Raw genomic sequence first — 19,285 nt, 5'->3', positions numbered from 1 at the left:
CGGGGCGGTGATGCCCGGCAGGGGTGACGTGGTGGCTGCGGTGATGTCGGGCAGTGGATGACGAAGGGGTGTGATGGACGAGTCGGGGCACGCTGAACTGGTTCGCTCGTGGTCTCGGGTACTGCGGGCGTCCGGCGACTCCGCCCCGTCCGACCCGGATGCCGACCAGTTTTTGCACTGGCTGGTCGACGATCTGGCGAAGGCTCTCGTCTCGACACAGTTCGACCCCACCGCGGGCGCCAGGATCGGCGCGGCCCTGGCCACTGTGGAGGTGGGCGTCGACGATGTGCCGGCCGTCTCGGCGCCCATCCTTTGGCGCCTCGTCGGACCGGACGCCGACCCGGCGACCGTGACGCGTATGTCCGTACTCCTCGCCAAACTGGGCGAGGGGTACGGAATGCACCGGCAGCAGCGGTTTGCCGCCCACCACGCCGAACAGGCCGAGCCGACCCGGCAGTCCAACGCGCGTTACCGGGTGGTGTTCGAGAACGCGGCCGTGGCCATCGCCGTCGGCGACACCAACGGCGTTCTACTCGACGCCAACCAGAAACTCGCCGATATGATCGGCGTCCCGGTCGACGAGCTCCGCGGTATCTCGGTCTACGAATTCGCCCATCCCGAGGATCGGGAGCGAATTCGTAGACTCGTCTACGAAAAGCTGGTGCCCAAGCGCGGGGGCACGGTGAAACTGGAACAGCAGATCGGCCGCGTCGACGGTAGTTACGGGTGGGCCTCCTTCTCCATCACCTTCGTCGAGGGTGTGGCGGGCCACCCGAACTACCTGCTGGCGGTGGGCGAGGATGTCACCGAACAGCATCGCATGCGCCAGGAACTACACCGCCAGGCCCGGCACGATCCGCTCACCGGTCTACCCAACCGGCGTCAGTTGCTGGAGCGGCTCGACACCGTGATGAACGAGGCGGGGGGTCACGAACAGATAGGTTTGTGTTTCGTGGACCTGGACCGCTTCAAACACATCAACGACCGATACGGTCACGGCACCGGCGACCGGGTACTCACCGCTGTCGCCGACCGCCTGCACACGAGTGTGCAGGATATGGACTGCCTGGTGGCCCGGATCGGCGGCGACGAATTCGTCGCATTGGTACCCCCGCCGGTGGATGCCTGGAAGATGGGCCGGGTGGCGGACAGTCTGCTGGGCGCCCTGACCGACCCGGTGACCACCAACAGTCACCGGGTCCAGGTTTCTGCCAGTATCGGCGCCGTGCTGACCACCGTGCAGAGCGGCCAGGCCGAAACCCTGATCGACGCCGCCGACACGGGTCTGTACCGCGCCAAGAACAACGGCAAGGCGCAGTGGGTCCTGCACATGCTCGCCGACGGTGTGGTCACCGAGGCCGAGGCCGAGCCCGATCTCGAGCCCGACCTCGACCCCGAACAATTGAACCGGTACATTCCCACCGAGGACCTGCCGGATTCCGACTCCTGACCTCGGCGGTCGCCGATCCCGGCGGCGTCAGGGCCGTGGTGTTCCGGCCCGTCCGAGGTGGCGGAGGAAGAACGCGAGCGCGCTCTCGACCTCGAATCGGGGCACCGCGGCATGCGCACCCGCGTTGGCGTGCAGAGACTTGTCCTTCGAGCCGAAAGCCTCGAACAATGCGAGAGCGGCTCGGCGTTCGACCAGCTCGTCGTCCCATTGGAGGAGGAATTCGACCGGGACGGTGATCCGGGCCGCCGCCGCGGTGCGGGATTCCTGTCCGAGGCACCCGAATACCGCCGCGGTGATCCGGGGTTCGGTCGCCGTCAACGGCACCCCGATCCCGGTGCCCTGCATGATGCCCCAGAAGCCGGCCGCGGCACCGACCTCGGGTAGCTGCTGCAGGGCGTCCAAGGTCGCCCGCCACTCCGGTACGGCGTATTCGGCCAGATGGGTGTGTAGCGCGGCAACGATCGATCCTATGGGCTCACGATCGGCCTGGGCCCGGCGGAGGGCCGCGATGTGCCGCTCGAAAACCGGGGTCCGGGGCCGGTCGCCGTGGCCGGGTGCGTCGAGGGCGGCGACGTGGAAACCGCCCCCTGTCACGAAGCGGTGCGCGCGTCCAGTGATGCCCGGGGCGTGCTTGTGCCGACCGCCGCCGTGCGCCATCAGTATCAGTGGCGCGGGAACGGAGCCGGACTCCGGCGAGAAGAGTACGCCGGGGACATCGCCCACGGTGAAGTCCCGCTCGCGGATGCCGTTCGACGAGGTCTCGGCGCTGAAGTGCGCAGAACGCATAGGTTTTGCCTTTCGGGATGCCTGGTCGGCGGCGCTCCCGGCGGCACCTACGTCAATCGCCCGGCCGTGAGGAGGAGTGGGAGCACCCAATGGATACAGCGTTGATGGGTCTCACCTCCTCGCGCGATGTCACGGACCCGGGGAGGCTATCAACCGGACGTTTCTGTACCAACTTCTTTTCCCTGGGTACGCGGAGCAGCCGGCATCGGCCTGCCGCGGCTCCGGCTCGAAAGCCTTCGGAGTGAAACGTTCCCGGCCCCGCGGCGACCGGCTGCGGACCGCGGGTCTACCTCGATCGCGCGGGTGGCGCCACGACCGGCCGCGCGGACGCCGATTTCCGGCTGCGGAATCTGCGCACCGCGCGCCAGGCGACGAACAGCAACGCGCCCAGCACGATCGGCACCAGCAACGGCAGCACTATCGCCAAGGCGACCAGAACGAATGCCAGCACGTCCTCGACGACCGACACCACCGGATTCGCTATGCCGCCCGTCGTGGCAGTGCTGGCCGCGCGGACACCGGTCTGGGTCGCGCTGAAGGTGAGCGCGGTCGGGGCGCCGACAATGATTCCCGCGATCGCCGCGGTGGCCGGATCCGCCGCCTCGAATACCGACCCGGCGGCTATCGCTCCCGCGATCGGTCCGCTTACATTGCCGATGAGCGACAACATGTTGTCGATGAACGGAATGAGATCGCCCAGTATCTCGGCAGCGGCCGCCACCGACAACGTGAGCAGCGCCCCGGTCGAGCCGATCCAGGCGAAGGACTCGTTGAGATCCAGGCCGAGGACACCGAAATGCGCGGCGGCGCCGAGTACCAGCAACGGCAGGAAAGTCCGGAACCCACAGGCGGCCGCGAGGCCCAACCCCAGGAAGGCGGGAAGTACCCAGCTACTCATGATCGGGAGTGTAAGTGCCCGAGCGGGGGGAACCCGCGGCTCTTACCCCCGGAGGGTGGGCGAGGAACGACTGCTGGACCTGCGCGGTGTGTATCACGCCGGCGGGGTGGCTCACGTTGATGTAGCAGCGCGCTCGGCGCCGCACTGCTTCGTTGCTACGCTGCGCCCAGCAGGTCGAATACCGAATCCAGCTGATCGCGTACGGTTTCGGCGCCGCCGGTACGCCCGGCCAGCCGGTGCAGCAGCGCGCGCTGGAAGATCCCGTCGATGGTCGTGTACGCGACGGCGGGCGTGAGAGTGGGGGCGCTGCCCCGGTGTTCGCAATAGCGGGAGACGACCCGCCAGATCATGTCTTCGCGGCGGGCCTCGATCTCGAGTACATCCTCGCGGAACGAATCGTCGAACAGGCTCTGGTTGCGGAGGTCGTACCAGAGCCGGTGGATGGTGGCGTCGGCCACCAGTGTGGCCGAGAACGTGGCGATGAACTCGGTGCGCAGTTCGTGGGCGTCGTGCGCGGAGGCGATGACATCGTCGTAGCGGGTTACGCAGACCGCCTCGTACTGCCGGACTGCGTGGACGAGCAGATCGATCTTGTCGCGGAAGTAGTAGTGCAGGACACCGTGGGAGTATTCGGAGTTCTGCGCGATCTCCCGCAGGCTCGTATGGGCGTAGCCACGCTCGGCGAGCGTGTGCAGGGTGGCGAGCGCCAGCTCGGTGCGCTTCGCCGCGAACTTGTCGCGAGCGCGCTCGTCTATACGGGATCTGGGATCAGCGGCCTGTGTCACTCGTTTGCATTCTTCTCGGTTCGGATCTCGCCTGCCCGGCTTCCTGAGTGTAAGCGTACGACGACTTCCGATCTTTGGACGACTGTCAAGATTTTTCTTGACGACTGTCAAGATTTCGCCCTACTGTGTCTCCCGGCACACCACGTCGTTTTTGTGGTTCGGATCACAATCTCGGCTGCTTTCGAGAGAGGAACGGATATGACGAGTTACGACCTGGGCGGACGGGCTGCGCTGGTCACCGGGGGCGCGCGCGGGCTGGGTGCGGGGATGTCCCAAGCGTTGGCCGAGGCCGGCGCGGCGGTGGCGATCGCCGATATCGACGCCGACGGCGGCCGCACGATGGTCGAGAAACTGCGGGCGCAGGGGAGCCGGGCCGAATTCGTCTCGCTGGACGTCACCGACGACGCCGCGTGGGAACGCGCGGTCACCACGGCCGTCGGCGCGCTGGGCGGGCTGGACATCGTTGTCAACAACGCGGGCGTGGAGGTCACCAGCCTGCTGGCCGATCTCGATCCCGACCAGGCCCGCACCATGCTCGATGTCAATCTGCTCGGGACCGCGCTCGGTATCAAACACGCTTTCCGGGCCATGCGGCCGGGCGGGGCAGCCGGGCGTGGCGGGGCCGTGGTGAACATCGCGTCGGTCGCCGCGACGATCGCGTTTCCCGGGATCAGCGTCTACTCGGCCACCAAATCGGGTATCGACCGGCTGACCAGGGTGGCCGCCGCGGAATCGGGGAAGCTCGGCTACGGCGTGCGCGTCAACTCGATCTATCCCGCCCTGACCCCCACCGCGATGGGGAACAAACTCGCGGTCGACTGCGCGGAGCTGGGATTGTTCCCCTCCCCGGAGGCCGCGGCGCAAGCGGTCGCCGAACTCACCCCCTTGGGCCGGCTGGGCCAGGTCGACGATATGGCCGACGCGGTCGTATTCCTCGCCTCCGACGCGGCGAAGTTCATCACCGGTGCCGGGCTGCCGGTCGACGGGGGAATGGGCATGTAGCGACAGCCCGGTCCCAACTACCGCCCACTTCCCACCCGAAGACGAGGAGAGAACCCCACCATGGCTACCGACAAACAGGTCGTCGTCTACGGCGCGTCCGGCTACACCGGCCGGCTGATCTGTGAATACCTACGCGAGTACGGCATTCCCTTCCTGGCCGCCGGCCGTGACCACGCGCGGCTGAAGGCCGCGGTCGACGCGGTACCCGGTATCGACACCGTGGACCACGAGATCGTCGAGGTCGAGCACACGAGCGCCGCCCTGGCCGACGCGTTCCGGGGCGCGCGGGTCGTGCTCAATACGGTCGGTCCGTTCGCCCGGTACGGGCATCCGGTGGTCGAGGCGTGCCTGGAGATCGGCGCGCACTACACCGATACCAACGGTGAGCAGAACTGGATGATCGACGCCCAGGAACGCTACAGCGCCGAATTCGCCTCCCGCGGCCTACTGCTCACCCCCGGCCTGGCGCAGATGTACACCATCGGTGAGATCGCGGCCAATATCTGCCTGGAGAATCCCGGCCTGGACACCCTCGATATCGAGGTGTTCTGGAAGGGGCACCCGACCGTCGCCTCCACCAATACGATTCTCACCAATGCCGCTTTCGCCGAGGCCTACTACCTCGAACAGAACGAGTACGTGGAATGGCCGGTCGACGAAGGGCTCTACCAGGTAGTGGTGCCGGGACAGCACGAACTGGGCCTGGCTCTGCCGTGGGGCGGTACCTCGCATCCGGTGTGGTTCAAGAACGATCCACGGGTCGCGAATGTGCGTGCGCTCGGCGGCGTCATGAACCGTCCGCTGATGCTCGGTGTGCCGCAGCTGGTGGCGGCGGCCCTGGCGCAGATGGACGGTAAGTCGGCGGCGGAGAAGTACCGCATCATCGACGAACAGTCCGCCGCCATCCGCAGCGAGATGCCGCCGCGGGAGAATCCGCGGATCAACACCTCACTCGACTCGGTGTACGCCTCCGGGCCGTTGGGCCGGGCGCACTGCCTGATCCACGGCAACTGCAACTACAAGCAGACCGCGCTGCTCAACGCCCACGCCGCGGCCGCCCTGTTGCAGGAGCCCCCGCGAGTGACCGGATTCGCCTCGAGCTGCCGGGCATTCGGGCATCGGGAACTGCTCGGCACGCTCCGCGCGTTCGGGCTGGTCCTCGATCCCATCGTCACGGTGCACCGCTGAGGCCGTCGATGCGACTCGCGGACTATCTCGACAAGGGGGTCTCGCTCGGCCGCGAGGCCCCCTGCCTCACCTCCGGCGCAACAACACGCACCTACGGCGAGGTGTACGACGATTCGGTCGCCGTCGCCGGCGCCCTGCAGCACACCGGGATCGCGGCCGGGGACCGGGTCGCGGTCCTGTCGGCCAACGATCCGCTCGCTCTGACCTGTGTTTTCGGTATATCGCGCGCCGGCGCGGTGTGGTGCCCGGTCAACCCGCGCAACGAGGCCGAGGAGAACCGTCAGCTCTTCGAACTGTTCGGCTGCCGGCTGCTCTTCTTCCAGAAGAGCTTCGCCGGCCTGGTGGCCCGTATTCGCGACCACCTGCCGCGGCTGGAGTGGCTGGTCTGTCTGGACGGCGACGCCGAGGGCGCGGTCGCGTTCGAGACGTGGCTGGCCGCGCACCGCGCCGAACCCGACACCCGCCGGCGCCCGGGGGACGGGCTGTGCATGCTCGCCGGAACCGGCGGGACCACCGGCCGGCCGAAGGGCGTGCGGCTGACCGAACTCAATATGATGACCTCGACCGCGCTGGCGCTGATGAGCTATCCGTTCGGCGACCGCCCGCGCTACCTCGCCCTCGCGCCGCTCACCCATTCGGCGGGCGTGCTCACCTTTCCGATTCTCGGCCTGGGCGGTGAGGTCGTCATCATGCCGGCGCCCGATATCGGGCAATTCCTGGCCCTCGCCGCGCGACACCGGATCACGCACGCGTTTCTGCCGCCGACCGTGATCTACGGTCTGCTCGATCACCCCGACCTCGATCGCACCGACCTGTCGTCGCTGCGCTGTCTGTGGTACGGCGCCGCGCCGATGTCGCCGACCCGGCTCGCGGAGGCACTGGAGCGGATCGGCCCGGTTCTGGGACAGTTGTTCGGCCAGACCGAGGCACCGAATATGATCGCGACTCTCGCCCCGGCCGATCATTTCCGGCCCGACGGCTCGGTCGCCATCGAGCGTCTCGCCTCGGCCGGTCGGCCCACTCCACTGACAACGGTCGCCATCATGGACGGGCGGGGCACGATACTGCCGCCCGGCGCGCGTGGCGAGATAGTGGTGCGAGGCCCGCTGGTGATGGACGGATACCACGAGAACCCCGCCGCGACAGCGGAAGTCAGCGCATACGGCTGGCACCACACCGGTGATATCGGTTATCTGGACGAGGACAATTTCCTCTACGTCGTCGACCGCGCCAAGGACATGATCATCACCGGTGGATTCAATGTCTACTCCGCCGAAGTCGAGCAGGCCGTCCTCGCACACGCCGCGGTGGCGGAGAGCGCGGTGGTAGGCCTGCCCGACGAGAAATGGGGTGAACGGATCACCGCGGTGGTGCGCCTGCGTCCGGGGCATACGGTGACCGCCGACGAACTGATCTCGTTCGTCAAGCAGCGCATCGGCAGCGTCAAAGCCCCGAAGCAGGTGGAGATCTGGCCGGATCTACCGCGCTCGAAAGTCGGCAAGGTACTGAAGAACGTGATCCGTTCCGAACTCCGGGTCGAGTGAGCCGGTGTCGGCGGGCCGATCCCGCGGCTGCCGCCCGGGGACCCCGCCGTCAGAACGCGATCGCGGCCTCGGCGAGACGTTCGAACACCGCGGGATCGGGCCATTCGCCGGCACGGTAGCGCGGCGGGTGGATGCCAGGCATCGGGGTGATGCCGGTGAGATCGACGGCGGTATCGAACGGCACCATGAGGGTCTGTTCGTCGTCGGTGGCGAACGCGAGGAAATCGGCCACCGGCAGGGCGGCGTCGACACCCTCGCCCCAGACCGTGACGGTATGGATACGGTCTCCGCGTTCGGCCACCATCAGGCTGCTCACGTAGATCGCCTCCAGGTCGTCCCGGTAGTGCTCCTCGAGCCACTGCTGCTGGGCGTTGTATTCGGTACCGGCCAGCACCGCGCGCGCCCGAGCGACCTCGGCGTCGTTCGCGGTGGTCACCCGGTCGAGGGGGATCACCAGGCCGGATTCGTCGAGGGTGTAACCCTGGGGCGACAGCGGCCGTGCCGCCTCCCGGTACTCCTGTTCTGCCGTTTCGAAGGCCTCGGACAAGAGGTCCGGGTCGCCGGGAACGATCAGTAGGCTCCGCTGATCCGGAATGAACGCGACCGGCGGATGCTCGAAGTTCGTCGTCGAGACGAGCAGCCAATCCGGCACCAGAATCCACGACGACAGGTATTCGGCCTCGTCGACCGTAATCTTTACGATGCCGTCGCTCGGTAGTTCCGCCACCGGCACCACCGCGGCCAGGTTCTCCCGGGCCACCGTCAACGCTTCTTCCGCCGTCACGCCCCATCCGGCGAGCTTCGTCTCGTCCGGAAAACCGATGACATCCGGATAGTCGATGGCCAGCAGCTCGTCCACGAACGGGAAGAGCGGCCGCCGTATCCGCGAACCCTCGTCCGCGAGCGCATAGGTCGACGGCCGCAGCACCGGCCGCAGCAGCGGGCGTACCTCCTCCCAGCTCTCGGGTGGCGCCGCGGGCGTCACCAGCGCGGGCACGATCCGTGCCAGCCATTCCCGCGTCTCCTCCGGCGATCGTTCACGCGTCTCCGTGAAGAGGTTCCCGAGATGCAGGACGGCGGCGCCGCCGTCGTACCGGACGGCGAATTCGTCGGCGTCGTAGGTGGCATCGGTGACACCGGCCGCGCGCATATGCCCGAACACCTGCAATGCGAATTCGCGCCGTACCCGGTCGTCGTCGATATTCGTCATCTGGAAGAGCAACCTCATACTCGGTGGTTCGGGCGACGGCAGGACGCGGACACTACCGCAACAGCCGTCGGCAGCGACCGGTGATGTTCCCAGTGCCGGTGCTCCGACCGTGAACGTACGGGGTCGGGGCGGTCGGCGGCCCGCACCGGGCGACGGCCGGACCACCACCGGCAGGTGTGTTCGGATCGGATAGGACGTGCGCATCGCCGCGGCCTCGTCGCCCGCGGGATGCCGCCGCATCGCGGACGTGCCGCCGTGGCGGCACTGGTTGACGCTGTGTGATCCGGGTACGCGGCCTCAGAACACTCGTGGAGAGGAGCGGTAATGGTGCAGCAGCAGCCGGAGAAGGACCGGGACCAGTGGACCACCGGTGACGAGCCGATGACCGGCCCGCAGGAGTCCTATCTGCACACCCTGGCCCAGGAAGCCGGGCAGCAGGTGCCGGAGGGGCTGACCAAGGCCCAGGCCTCACAGCTGATCGACGAACTCCAGCAGCGCACCGGCCGCGGGGTCTGAGCGCGGGACGACACGCACGCCGGCAATGCTGGTCGACCGGCCCGGCGGCCCTACCGGGGAATGTCACATCCCGCTCGGGCCCGGGCGGCGGCGCACGCCGGAACCGCCGAGATCGCGATGACCACCGCCGCGATGGTGAACGCGGCGGCGCAGGAGTGGCCGATGACCGGAACCACGAGCAGTGGACGAGTGGCTGCCCGACCGTCCGTCCGCGCAGTGCCGGCCCGCCGCTGCGCTCCACGGCCCGCATATCAGTCGCACCCGGGTACGTTATGAACCGCGCGTTCCTGCTGGAGTTACTCGTTGCCCGGCGCCGCGGTCTCGGTCATGGCGAGCAGTTGGGCGCGTGCCGATTCGAGCCGGTCGGCGGCGAGATAGGGACTGTTGACCGCGGTGGCCAGCCCCTCGGCCGCGAAGCGGATCACCGACGTCGTCCCGGGTGCGAGACCGTCGGCGTCGAACGCCTCGTCCAGCCGCCGCGCGTCCTCGGCGAAGAGTTGCTCGAGGCCGGAGACGGTACCCAGGGTCACGACCAGGCCGGTCGGGCTGAACGCCCGCGCGACCGATTCGCTACCGCTGGTCAGGGCGCGGACGTATCCGCGAGTGAACTTCCCGGGCCGGTTCTCGGACAGGTCGATGCACTCGTGTATCTCGGCCCACACTTTCGCGATCAGATGTTCGGTGACCCCGGCCAGCAGTGCGTCCCGGTTCGGGAAGTGATGCATGAGACCGCCCTTGGTGACGCCGGCGGCCGCGGCGATATCACTCAGGCTCACCCGGCCGCCGCGTTCGGCGAACATCCGTTCCGCGGCCTCGAGCACGGCCAGCCGGGTGCGTTCCTTGTCTCGGGTGAGGCCCTGGTCAGACCGGCTCATGCTGCCCCTGCTCCTTGTCCGCGGCCGGCCGGTGCGACGGGATGACGCGCCAGGCCAGTATGCCCGCGACCACGAGCAGGGCCGCCGCGAGATACGACGTGGACTGCAGCGCGGTGGTGAAGGCGTGTGCCGCACGGGTGAAGATATCGGAATCGCCCGCGACCCCCGCCGCGCCCGCGAGCGAATCCCGGGCCGCGGCGGCCACGTCCGGGTCGGCGCCGGGCCCGAGTTCCAGATTCGCGCGGTACCGTGCCAGCTGGATCGAACCCAGCACCGCGATACCCAGTGCGCCGCCCATTTCGTAAGCGGTCTCGGCAATGGAGGAGGCGGCGCCCGCCCGCTCCTTCGGCACCGCGGTGACCACCGCGTCCGTCGACAGCGTCATGGCCACGCCGACACCGAGTCCCAACACCGCCAGCGCGATCCCGAGAGTCCAGAAACCGGACGAGGTAGCGGCCCAGCCGACCCCGGCGAGACCGGCGGCGGCCACCAGCAGCGCGCCGCCGATCGTCCGCCCGGCCCCGAACCGGGCCACCAGGAGGCCGACTACGGCGATCACGGCCAGGGAGGCCAGTGTCGTCGGCAGTTCGGCCAGCCCGGCCTGCAGTGGGCCGTACCCGCGGACGAGTTGCAGGTACTGGGAGAAGAAGAACAGCAGCCCGAGGAATGCGAAGATCGACAGCGCGGTGGACAGCACGGCACCGCTGAACGCGGGCATCCGGAACAGCGAGATATCCACCAGCGGCAGCGCCAATCGCGACTGTCTGCGCAGGAAGAGCAGGCCGCCGGCCGCGCCGATCAGGGCCGCCACCGCAACCGTCGCGTCGAGCCCGGTTCCGGCCCAGTGCTTCACCGCGTAGACCAGCGGCACGATGGTGACGATCGACAGCACCGAGGACAACCAGTCCACAGCGTGTGCCGCGGTGCCGCGGGATTCCGGCAACAGGAGCGCGCCCGCCACGAGGACGACGGCCATGACCGGCACATTGATGAGGAACACCGAACCCCACCAGAAATGTTCGAGCAGCAGACCGCCGACCAACGGTCCCGCCGCCGCGCCGGCGGTGGCGCCGGCCGACCATACGGCGATCGCCGTCGTCCGCTGCCGCGGATCGGTGAATACGGCACGCACGATGGACAGGGTCGACGGCATCAGCGTCGCCCCCGCCACCCCGAGCAGCGCTCGCGCGGCGATGAGGGTTTCGGCGTTCGGCGCCAGGGCGGCGAGAACGGAGGCGGCGCCGAACGCGCCCGCGCCGATCAGCAGAAGACGTTTGCGCCCGATCCGGTCGGCGAGATTGCCCATGGTGATGAGCAGCCCGGCCAGGACGAACCCGTAGATATCGCCGATCCACAGCAGCTGTGTGGCGCTGGGCCGGATATCGGCTGTCAGCGCCGGTACCGCGAGATAGAGCACGGTCCCATCGATGGCGAGCAGTAGCACCACGCTGACCAGCGCGGCCAGGGCCGCCCACTCCCGGCGGCCCGCCCGGCCGGCTCCGATTTCCACTGCTTCGCTCATTCCTCCTATTTTAACAGTCCATCTGGATTGTTATAGAAACTGAATGGACTTTTGCTGAGCATCAGGACCCCGGGCGGCTCGTGTCTCTCGTCGCGATCTCCGCGGCGGGGCCGACCGCTAGCGTTTCGGTATGACGGTGACGTGGGAAGAGTTGGGGTGGGAGCGGCTCGCCGAGGGAGTAGGCCGCTGCCGGCTGCCGGTATGGGACTGCACGGCCGGGTTGATCGTGGGGGAGGACGTCGCATTCGTGATCGATACCGGGTCGAGTCCCGAGGAAGGCGCCCGGGTGCGGGACCGGGCACAGCGGCTGGCCGGGCGGGAGGTCACCGGTATCGCGCTCACCCATTGTCACTTCGACCATGTCTTCGGTGCGGCGGCGTTCGGGCCCGTGCCGATCTTCGCGGCCGACGGTGCGCAGGCGCTGTACCGGGACGGACGAGCGGAGTTGTATGCCGATGCCGTGGACAACGGGCTCGACACGGCAGCCGCCCGGGCGGCCGCCGACGCACTCGTCCGTCCCGGCGAATACGTGCGGGAGGTGACCGCGCTGCGGCGCGGTGCCGGTCGCGAAATTCTGCTGGTCCGTATCGGCCCCGGGCATACCGGGCACGATCTCGCCATCGTGGTGCCCGGCGACCCCACCGTGGTGTTCTGCGGTGATCTCGTCGAGGAGTCGGGGGAGCCGCAGGCCGGCCCCGACGCCGTGGGGTCGCGGTGGCCCGACGCACTCGACCGGTTGCTCGAGCTGGGTGGTGCGGACGCGATGTACGTGCCCGGGCACGGAACGGTGGTGGACGCGGAATTCGTCCGGCGGCAGCGGGACGACCTGGCCGCCCGTTTCGGGGTGGACGATTCCACCGCGTAGTAGGAGGCGCCGGCGATTCCGGCGGCCACCGTGTGCTGAGACGTTTTGCGGGTATGTGCGACATAGGAACTCGACCAACCCGTTCGGGTGTCGCCGGTTCCGGTAGAACATCAGGAGGTTCTCATGCTCGCCATCGCCGCCGCCGTCGCGTTCGGTCTCGCGCTCCTTTTCGATCTGACGAATGCCAGCCTCGGTGACTCCATCACCGGCGGCACTCTGGTCACCGTCGGCCTGTTGCTGATCGCCCTACACCTCGCGGGATTCGGTACGGGTGCGCGTGCCGGGGCCGGAGGCAGGTCCTGGAGCTGGCGCCGCGTCCGCCGCTGAGCGGCTACGGGGGTCCGGCCCCGACCGGGCCGGACCTTCTCGACGGAGTCGCTGGGGCCGGTGGGCCGGCTGCCGCTCGCGTGACCGGAGCGGGCTCGTCGCGTCCTTGCCCGTCCGGATCCCCGGTGTGCGGCCGCTGGGCTCGAACCGGCCGATTCCTGCACAAATCCATGGCCTCCTGAGTAGTCTGCGAGCAGGAAGTACGTTCGCACACAAGGAGTTTCCGTGGCGTCCTCCCTTTCGAAGCGCCTGGGCGCACTCTTCGCCGCGTCCTGCGCGGCCCTGTCACTCGTGGTATACGCAACGGGTTCCGCCGCCGCCGAAGAGTTTCCCGAAGACCCGGGCGGTACGGCCGTCGCGTGTTCCACGACCCCGACCGGTGGCAACCTGAAGGTCGACGGCTTCGACGGCCGGTACTACCTGGTACACGTGCCCTCCGGCATCTCCGCCGGTGGCGCGCCGCTCGTGGTCGTCGTCCACGGTGGATACAGCACCCCGGAGAACATCGCCACCGCATCGGGCTGGAATGCGATCGCCGACCAGCAGAAGGCCATCGTGGTCTATCCGCGCGGTAGCAAACCGGAGAGCCCGGGCTGGGGCTGGGACGCGGGTGCGGGCGCCTACGACATCACCCATATCCAGAAGGTGGTGGCCGATGTGCGCGCGAAATACTGCGTGAACCCGAAACGTATCCATCTGTCGGGCCATTCCAACGGTGGACAGATGGCCTCCCGCGTCGCCTGTACTGATCCTGGTCTTTTCGCTTCGGGCGCGGTCTATGCGCCCGCGCCCCCACCCACGGGCTGTGACCCGGCTCGGGCGGTCTCCTGGGGAGTGTTCGCCTCGGCGAACGACACCACGGTGGTCGAACCCATCGCCTACAGCCATGTCGTGTACTGGAGCTGGGAAAACCGCCCCTGCCAGAACGAGCAACCCGACGGCGGAACCGATGTCAAGGATTCGAAGCGCTGGGACTGCGCGTCCGGTACCCAGGTCCTGTGGCGTGTCTACAACGGCGGCAGTCATGCCTGGCCGACGGGTACGCGACGCACCGAGGTGCTGAACCGGATGTGGCAGCTGTTCTCGGCCCACCCACATCCCTGACCGCTGGCTCGAGCGGAAGCGAGTCGGCGGTCCGGAATCGCTGTGACGACAGAACAACGGCGGCCACCCGGACTTGTCCGGGCGGCCGCCGTCGAGTGAGCGGTATCCGCGCGCCCCGCGGAAGGCGTTCGGGACACCGCCGCCGAAATCGCTATCGTCCCTGATGCGACCGCTGCCGTGCTTCCTGTACGTCGGCCTCGGAGCGCGCCTTCTCGGCTTCGGCTTCCTTCTCCGCGACCTCACGCTGCGCCTCGGCCTTATCCTGCTGGGCGATGCCCTCGTCACGCAGGTCCTTGTTGTCGAGGAGGGTACCGCCTACTTCCTTGGCCTTGCCCTTCACGCCTTCGACGACGCCTTCCAGTCCTTCCCGGGGGCCAGTCTGCTTCTCGGCCACGATATCTACCTCCGACTGTTCGGTTTTGGTGGATATCTGCGACATACCCGGCGTTCACGGGTTCAATCGGTGTTCTTTCCGGGTGGCGTGGACGCGGCAAGCGCAGCCCGTGCGGCAGTGCGCGGTCGTCGACCGGTTCCTACCGCCGTGGCAGTAGTGGCTCGGCTTCACCGCGCCGCGCTGCTCTTCGTCGCCTCCTCGGCGAGTTCCCACGATGCCGAGGGGACCAGCCGTCTGGTTTCCGGTCCACGACCCACTCTTTTCGACCGCGATGCTATTCGGCACCGTGGGACAGACCTGCCGATGCCGAACCACGTGAGCGCAGTTGCAGCACCAGGACGAGAGCACTGCCGGCGAGGGTCACGGCGACCGCGCACCACGGCGCGGCGAGCCCCCAGCCGGTGCCGGCCGGCATCACGTCGATCAGGGCTCCGATGAGTACCGAGCCGACCAATACGCCGAGTCCGCCGATCGAAGCGAGGAGTCCGTAGTACGACCCGAGGCGGCGTTCGGCGGCGAGTCGCGGCACCAGATCTCGGGCGACGGGCATGGCGATCATCTGCCCGAGGGCCAGGAGGAGGGTGAACACGGCGGCGGGAATCAGTGCGGGCAGGCCATGGAGCCGGGCCGGCGCGAGGAGAGCCATCACGACGAATGCGCCCGCCATCACGGTCAGGCCCGCCGGCAGGGCCGTGGCGGTGCGCAGCCGTCGCGTGATGGGCAGCTGGGCGAGGACGACGAATACCGACGTCAGAGCGAAGTACCAGCCCAGCGGGGCCTGCGAACCCCATGCGCGATCGATCTCCAGGGGGAGCAGCAGATACAGCTGGTTGTATGCCACCAGCTGGGAGCTCATCGCTACCGCGAAGAGGAGAAAGCGCTTGTTCGCGACCACTTCCCGCCAGCCGTCGAGCCACCCGTCGGCGGCGTGGGCGCCGGGTTGGGCCGGGAGCCGGCGGAGATGGAAGAGGAGGATCGCGACGAAGAGACCGGCCGCGACCAGGCACGCGGCGGAGAAGTCGACCACCAGCAGCAACGATCCGAGCAGCGGACCGGCGAAGGCGCCGATCTGACCGCATACGGTGAACAGCGCGAAGGCATCCGTGCGGGACCCGCCGCCGTTCTCGTCGCTTCCGGAGGCAGTGGCGAGGGCGGACTCGACCGCCGGCGAGAACAGCGCGCCGGCGAACCCGGTCAGGATGGTCGCCACTACGATTGCGGGCACCGACGCGGCGAAGGCCAGCCCGGCGAAGCCGAGGATCCGGCACACACACCCGGCGAGGACCACCGGCTTCACACCCCACCGGTCCGCGAGCGAGCCGCCGATGAAGAACAAGCCCTGCTGGGAGAACGTGCGGAGCCCGAGCACCACGCCGACGAACGCCGCCCGCAGGCCGAGATCCTCCGTCAAGTGCACCGACAGGTACGGCAACACCATGAAGAAGCCGATATTGAACGCGAGCTGAGTGAGGACGAGCAGCCGGACCGTCGGGGTCGCGTCCGCCAGGCCGGTCAGCAGCGACCAACGGTGCCGGCGCGGCCCCCGGGGACGTGCTGTCGTATCCGGCACCGCCGAGGCCTGCCGGTCGTCAGCGCGCGGGGACGGCAACGGGACCGGGTTCGAACAGGATCGACAGCCGCCCCTTCGACTCGTCGACGAGGACTTCGGCACGGACGTTGTACACCTGGGCGATCAGATCGGAGGTCAGGACCTCGGCGGGTTTTCCGCCGGCGACGACCCGGCCTTCCTTCAAGACGATCACCGCGTCGCAGAACATGGCGGCGAGATTGAGGTCGTGCAGGGCGATCACACTGGTGACCGGCAGCCGGGTGACCAGTGCCAGCAACTCCAATTGGTGATGGATGTCCAGGTGATTGGTCGGCTCGTCCAGCAGCAGTTCACGCGGCTCCTGGGCCAGGGCCCGGGCGATCTGGACACGTTGTTTCTCGCCGCCGGAGAGTCGGTGCCAGAGCCGGTCGGCTTTCGTGGTGAGGCCGGTGTGCTCGAGCGCGGCCGCCACCGCGGCCTCGTCGGCGGACAGGTTCCCGCCGAACGTGGTGCGGTGTGGGATGCGCCCCAGGCGCACGACGTCGCCGACGGTGATGTCGAGGTCGGTATCGGCGTGCTGGCTCACCACGGCCACCGCGCGCGCGACCTCCTTGCGTCGCATGGTGGACAGGTCGTTGCCGTCGAGGGTCACGACACCCGTGGTCGGGCGCACGACACCGTTGAGCAGGTGCAGTAGCGACGACTTCCCGGACCCGTTCGGACCGAGCAGACCCAGGGTCGCACCCGGCGTCATCGTCACCGTGACTCCGTCGACGACGAGCGCACCACCACGGTTCCAGGTGACGGCGTCCGCGTGCAGTGTCACTGTTTCCTCCTCCGGCGCGACAGGATGACGATGAACGCGGGAACACCCACCAGTGCGGTCCCGACGCCCACCGGCAGCGGAGTGGGCGCGAAGGCGACACGGGAGACGGCGTCCACCCACACCATGAACACCGCACCCAGCAGGGCCGTCGCGGGAATCAACCGGCTGTGCCGCGGTCCCAGCAGGAAGCGCGCCGCATGCGGGAGTACGAGCCCGACGAACCCGATCGCCCCGGCGACGCTGACCAGGGTCGCGGTGATGATCGCGGTGACCACCAGGAGCATGAGCCGGATCTTCCCGACAGAGATACCGAGCGAGGCCGCGACATCGTCACCGAAGGCGAAGGCGTCCAGGGCATGCGTGGAGTACAGGCACACCGCCGTCCCGAGGAGCACCACCACCGCGCACAGGCGGACGTCGTCCCAGCGGACGCCCTCGAGCGATCCCAGCAACCAGAACATCACGCCGCGGGTCTCGTCGGAGTCCGCGAACGCGAAGATGACGAACGAGGTCAACGCCGAGAACAACTGGGTACTGGCGACACCCGCGAGGATGACGCGGTCGTTGCTACCGCCGGCGAGGCGGGCGAGCAGGAGCACCAGCCCGAACGCGACCAGTGCTCCGATGAACGCACCGCCGGACAGACCGAGGGCGGCGCCGCCGACACCGAGAACCCCCACGATCACCGCACCGGTCGACGCGCCCGACGAAATGCCCAGGACGAAGGGGTCCGCGAGGGGGTTGCGCAGCAGCGACTGCATAATCGCACCGCAGATTCCCAGCCCGGCACCGCACGCGGCCGCCACCAGCGTCCGCGGGAGCCGTTCCTCCCATACGATCGCGTTCTTCGCCGGCCGTACCGGAATGTCGGCGAGGCCGAAATGATTGAGCAGGATGTCACGGACGTTCACCGACGAGATGTCCGCCGGACCCAGTGTGGCGGCGACGAGAACCGACAGGGCGAGCGCGACGAGCCCGCCGGCCACTATCAGCGACCCGGCGACCCACTGCCGCCCCCGGATCGGTCCGGGGGCGGCAGCGTCGGCGCGGTCGCGGGTGGCGGTCAGTGGGGCACCTGCAGGTCGTCCAGGCCGGCGGCCACCTTTTCGAGCCCGTCGACGGCGCGGATGGACGGGTTCATCTCCGCGCCGTGCAGTGCGATGTACCGCTTGTTGCGGACGGCGTCCAGATTCCGCGTGACCGGATCGGATTCGAGGAAGGCGATCTTGTCGGCCAGCAGATCGCCGGGGAACCGGTTGCGCAGGAGGTCGCCGAGAACGAGGACATCCGGATTGCGCTCCACAATGGTCTCCCAGCCCACGGCGGGCCAGTCGTCGGTCAGGTCCGTGAACACATTGGTGGCACCGACCGTGGTGGCGAGCAGGTTCGCCGAACCCAGGCCGCCGGCCACGTACGGGCTCTTGGTATCGGCGAACCAGAAGGCCATCGACACATTCGACTTCTCGATCCCGGCGAGGGCCGCCGTCTCGCGGCCCCGCAGTTCGTCGATGAGTCGCGCGCCCCGCTCGTTCACATCGAAGATGGCGGCGAGCTCACCGATTTCCTGGTACAGCGCGTCCATCGTCAGCGGTGTGGTGCGTTTCCCGCCACCGTTGATGCTCACGTCTTTCTCGCAATCGGTCGGGGACAGATACGACTCGATCCCGGTCTCGGCGAACCGGGCGCGCTCCGCGACGCCACCCTGTTTGAAGTGCCGGCCGAACGACGCGGTGACGAAGTCGGGATCGGCACCCAGGACGACCTCGTAGGTCGGGGCGTTGTCGGCGAGCCGGGGAACCGTTTCGTTCGCCGCCGCCAGATTCTCGCGCACGGGATCGGTCCACGATGCGGCTCCCACCACGCGGTCTTCGAGACCGAGCGACAGCAGGATCTCGGTCGAGCCCTGATCCAGCGAGACGACCCGCTGCGGCGCCGCGTCCACGGTGACCGTTGTGCCGCAGTTGTCGAGAACCAGGGGGTAGGTGGTACCGCCCTCTCCGGTGGTGACGGCGCCGGCATCGCCGACCTGCTCGGATTGCCCGCAGGCGACGAGCGCGCTCGCCAGTACGGCGGTGACGGCCACGAGGCCGATCCGGCCCCCAGAGATCTTCACGTTCGCCACAGCTTTCTGTCTGTCGGGTACAGGTGTCGCCTCGAGCGATCACGGTGGGCCGACATGCACAACCTGTGTCGAGGGATCAGATGCACGCTAGCACAAGTAAACCTAACCTTAGTGGCGCGGTATACCTGCCGGTCAGAGCCATGTAAGCCGATTACGGCGTGGGGTGCCGAGTCTACAAACACAGCGGCTTCGGCCGCACCGGTGGTCTCGACGGCCTCCACGAGTTCATGCGGGTGAAGAACATCCGAATCGGTATGGGCCGACCCGCGGCCGATCAGGACCGGGAGCCCGGCGTCGGATATCGGCCGCGGTCCGGATGTCA

19 protein-coding genes are annotated in these 19,285 nt (G+C 68.3%); 8 read left to right on the top strand and 11 right to left on the bottom strand.

The features are described 5' to 3' along the window. Window positions 1-73 precede the first annotated feature (73 nt). On the top strand, window positions 74-1,450 hold the full coding sequence (locus NGR01S_RS05620; protein WP_084480407.1) for a diguanylate cyclase domain-containing protein: 1,377 nt from the start codon (window positions 74-76) through the stop codon (window positions 1,448-1,450). A gap of 27 nt (window positions 1,451-1,477) precedes the next feature. On the opposite strand, the gene NGR01S_RS05615 is transcribed toward NGR01S_RS05620, so the two are convergent. From NGR01S_RS05615 to NGR01S_RS05605, 3 genes are all read right to left on the bottom strand, one after another. Further along, window positions 1,478-2,236: a dienelactone hydrolase family protein gene (locus NGR01S_RS05615; protein ID WP_063035105.1), complete on the bottom strand. Its 759-nt coding sequence runs from the start codon at window positions 2,234-2,236 to the stop codon at window positions 1,478-1,480. A gap of 286 nt (window positions 2,237-2,522) precedes the next feature. Beyond that, entirely contained in the window at window positions 2,523-3,134 is a 612-nt protein-coding gene (locus NGR01S_RS05610; protein ID WP_063035104.1) for a DUF4126 domain-containing protein, read from the bottom strand. A 155-nt stretch (window positions 3,135-3,289) separates the two neighbouring features. Then, the gene (locus NGR01S_RS05605; protein WP_063035103.1) at window positions 3,290-3,919 is read right to left on the bottom strand and encodes a TetR/AcrR family transcriptional regulator; all 630 of its coding nucleotides are present in this window, start codon (window positions 3,917-3,919) and stop codon (window positions 3,290-3,292) included. Between the two features lie 198 nt (window positions 3,920-4,117). On the opposite strand from NGR01S_RS05605, the gene NGR01S_RS05600 reads away from it, so the two are divergent. From NGR01S_RS05600 to NGR01S_RS05590, 3 genes are read left to right on the top strand one after another with little or no spacing between them, the layout of a single operon-like run. Then, on the top strand, window positions 4,118-4,921 hold the full coding sequence (locus NGR01S_RS05600) for an SDR family NAD(P)-dependent oxidoreductase (protein ID WP_063035102.1): 804 nt from the start codon (window positions 4,118-4,120) through the stop codon (window positions 4,919-4,921). Window positions 4,922-4,981: 60 nt separating this feature from the next. Then, a complete protein-coding gene (locus NGR01S_RS05595; RefSeq protein ID WP_063035101.1) occupies window positions 4,982-6,109 on the top strand; it encodes a DUF5938 domain-containing protein in 1,128 nt (375 codons plus the stop codon). A gap of 8 nt (window positions 6,110-6,117) precedes the next feature. Beyond that, window positions 6,118-7,653, top strand: coding sequence for an acyl-CoA synthetase (locus tag NGR01S_RS05590; RefSeq protein ID WP_063035100.1), 1,536 nt, complete (start codon window positions 6,118-6,120; stop codon window positions 7,651-7,653). Between the two features lie 49 nt (window positions 7,654-7,702). Here NGR01S_RS05590 and NGR01S_RS05585 read toward each other — a convergent pair whose 3' ends face one another. Further along, window positions 7,703-8,881: a DUF1444 domain-containing protein gene (locus NGR01S_RS05585; protein WP_157107137.1), complete on the bottom strand. Its 1,179-nt coding sequence runs from the start codon at window positions 8,879-8,881 to the stop codon at window positions 7,703-7,705. A 306-nt stretch (window positions 8,882-9,187) separates the two neighbouring features. Between NGR01S_RS05585 and NGR01S_RS05580 the strand changes: the two genes are divergently transcribed. After that, a complete protein-coding gene (locus tag NGR01S_RS05580) occupies window positions 9,188-9,379 on the top strand; it encodes a DUF3072 domain-containing protein (RefSeq protein ID WP_039824965.1) in 192 nt (63 codons plus the stop codon). A 296-nt stretch (window positions 9,380-9,675) separates the two neighbouring features. Here NGR01S_RS05580 and NGR01S_RS05575 read toward each other — a convergent pair whose 3' ends face one another. Beyond that, entirely contained in the window at window positions 9,676-10,254 is a 579-nt protein-coding gene (locus tag NGR01S_RS05575; protein ID WP_063035098.1) for a TetR/AcrR family transcriptional regulator, read from the bottom strand. Beyond that, the gene (locus NGR01S_RS05570) at window positions 10,241-11,776 is read right to left on the bottom strand and encodes an MFS transporter (RefSeq protein WP_063035097.1); all 1,536 of its coding nucleotides are present in this window, start codon (window positions 11,774-11,776) and stop codon (window positions 10,241-10,243) included. Before NGR01S_RS05570 ends, NGR01S_RS05575 begins: the two co-directional genes overlap by 14 nt. Before the next feature lie 130 nt (window positions 11,777-11,906). On the opposite strand from NGR01S_RS05570, the gene NGR01S_RS05565 reads away from it, so the two are divergent. From NGR01S_RS05565 to NGR01S_RS05555, 3 genes are all read left to right on the top strand, one after another. Further along, complete coding sequence (locus tag NGR01S_RS05565; RefSeq protein ID WP_063035096.1) at window positions 11,907-12,641, top strand: MBL fold metallo-hydrolase; 735 nt, start codon at window positions 11,907-11,909, stop codon at window positions 12,639-12,641. Between the two features lie 123 nt (window positions 12,642-12,764). Continuing rightward, window positions 12,765-12,968: a hypothetical protein gene (locus tag NGR01S_RS05560; protein ID WP_063035183.1), complete on the top strand. Its 204-nt coding sequence runs from the start codon at window positions 12,765-12,767 to the stop codon at window positions 12,966-12,968. A 225-nt stretch (window positions 12,969-13,193) separates the two neighbouring features. Continuing rightward, the gene (locus NGR01S_RS05555; RefSeq protein WP_063035095.1) at window positions 13,194-14,072 is read left to right on the top strand and encodes a CE1 family esterase; all 879 of its coding nucleotides are present in this window, start codon (window positions 13,194-13,196) and stop codon (window positions 14,070-14,072) included. 151 nt (window positions 14,073-14,223) lie between these two features. On the opposite strand, the gene mbp1 is transcribed toward NGR01S_RS05555, so the two are convergent. From mbp1 to NGR01S_RS05530, 5 genes are all read right to left on the bottom strand, one after another. After that, complete coding sequence (gene mbp1, locus NGR01S_RS05550; protein WP_063035182.1) at window positions 14,224-14,466, bottom strand: microaggregate-binding protein 1; 243 nt, start codon at window positions 14,464-14,466, stop codon at window positions 14,224-14,226. Window positions 14,467-14,740: 274 nt separating this feature from the next. Then, a complete protein-coding gene (locus NGR01S_RS05545) occupies window positions 14,741-16,036 on the bottom strand; it encodes an MDR family MFS transporter (protein ID WP_063035181.1) in 1,296 nt (431 codons plus the stop codon). A gap of 19 nt (window positions 16,037-16,055) precedes the next feature. Then, window positions 16,056-16,841 carry an ABC transporter ATP-binding protein gene (locus NGR01S_RS05540; protein WP_063035094.1) on the bottom strand — a complete coding sequence of 262 codons (786 nt, stop codon included), beginning with the start codon at window positions 16,839-16,841 and terminating at the stop codon, window positions 16,056-16,058. Beyond that, a complete protein-coding gene (locus tag NGR01S_RS05535) occupies window positions 16,838-17,827 on the bottom strand; it encodes a FecCD family ABC transporter permease (protein ID WP_245664446.1) in 990 nt (329 codons plus the stop codon). The genes NGR01S_RS05540 and NGR01S_RS05535 overlap by 4 nt, the downstream gene beginning before the upstream one ends. 77 nt (window positions 17,828-17,904) lie before the next feature. Then, complete coding sequence (locus NGR01S_RS05530; protein ID WP_063035180.1) at window positions 17,905-18,954, bottom strand: ABC transporter substrate-binding protein; 1,050 nt, start codon at window positions 18,952-18,954, stop codon at window positions 17,905-17,907. Window positions 18,955-19,285: the final 331 nt, after the last annotated feature.

The sequence above is a fragment of the Nocardia grenadensis NBRC 108939 genome (assembly GCF_001613445.1).
Classification (GTDB): domain Bacteria; phylum Actinomycetota; class Actinomycetes; order Mycobacteriales; family Mycobacteriaceae; genus Nocardia; species Nocardia grenadensis.
This window is presented reverse-complemented; position numbering and strand designations above follow the sequence as displayed.

Bases quoted from the DNA above. Each gene is read 5' to 3' on its own strand.
- NGR01S_RS05620 (WP_084480407.1), top strand. From the start codon at position 74: ATGGACGAGTCGGGGCACGCTGAACTGGTTCGCTCGTGGTCTCGGGTA.
- NGR01S_RS05615 (WP_063035105.1), bottom strand. From the start codon at position 2,236: ATGCGTTCTGCGCACTTCAGCGCCGAGACCTCGTCGAACGGCATCCGC.
- NGR01S_RS05610 (WP_063035104.1), bottom strand. From the start codon at position 3,134: ATGAGTAGCTGGGTACTTCCCGCCTTCCTGGGGTTGGGCCTCGCGGCC.
- NGR01S_RS05600 (WP_063035102.1), top strand. From the start codon at position 4,118: ATGACGAGTTACGACCTGGGCGGACGGGCTGCGCTGGTCACCGGGGGC.
- NGR01S_RS05595 (WP_063035101.1), top strand. From the start codon at position 4,982: ATGGCTACCGACAAACAGGTCGTCGTCTACGGCGCGTCCGGCTACACC.
- NGR01S_RS05590 (WP_063035100.1), top strand. From the start codon at position 6,118: ATGCGACTCGCGGACTATCTCGACAAGGGGGTCTCGCTCGGCCGCGAG.
- NGR01S_RS05585 (WP_157107137.1), bottom strand. From the start codon at position 8,881: ATGAGGTTGCTCTTCCAGATGACGAATATCGACGACGACCGGGTACGG.
- NGR01S_RS05580 (WP_039824965.1), top strand. From the start codon at position 9,188: ATGGTGCAGCAGCAGCCGGAGAAGGACCGGGACCAGTGGACCACCGGT.
- NGR01S_RS05575 (WP_063035098.1), bottom strand. From the start codon at position 10,254: ATGAGCCGGTCTGACCAGGGCCTCACCCGAGACAAGGAACGCACCCGG.
- NGR01S_RS05570 (WP_063035097.1), bottom strand. From the start codon at position 11,776: ATGAGCGAAGCAGTGGAAATCGGAGCCGGCCGGGCGGGCCGCCGGGAG.
- NGR01S_RS05565 (WP_063035096.1), top strand. From the start codon at position 11,907: ATGACGGTGACGTGGGAAGAGTTGGGGTGGGAGCGGCTCGCCGAGGGA.
- NGR01S_RS05560 (WP_063035183.1), top strand. From the start codon at position 12,765: ATGCTCGCCATCGCCGCCGCCGTCGCGTTCGGTCTCGCGCTCCTTTTC.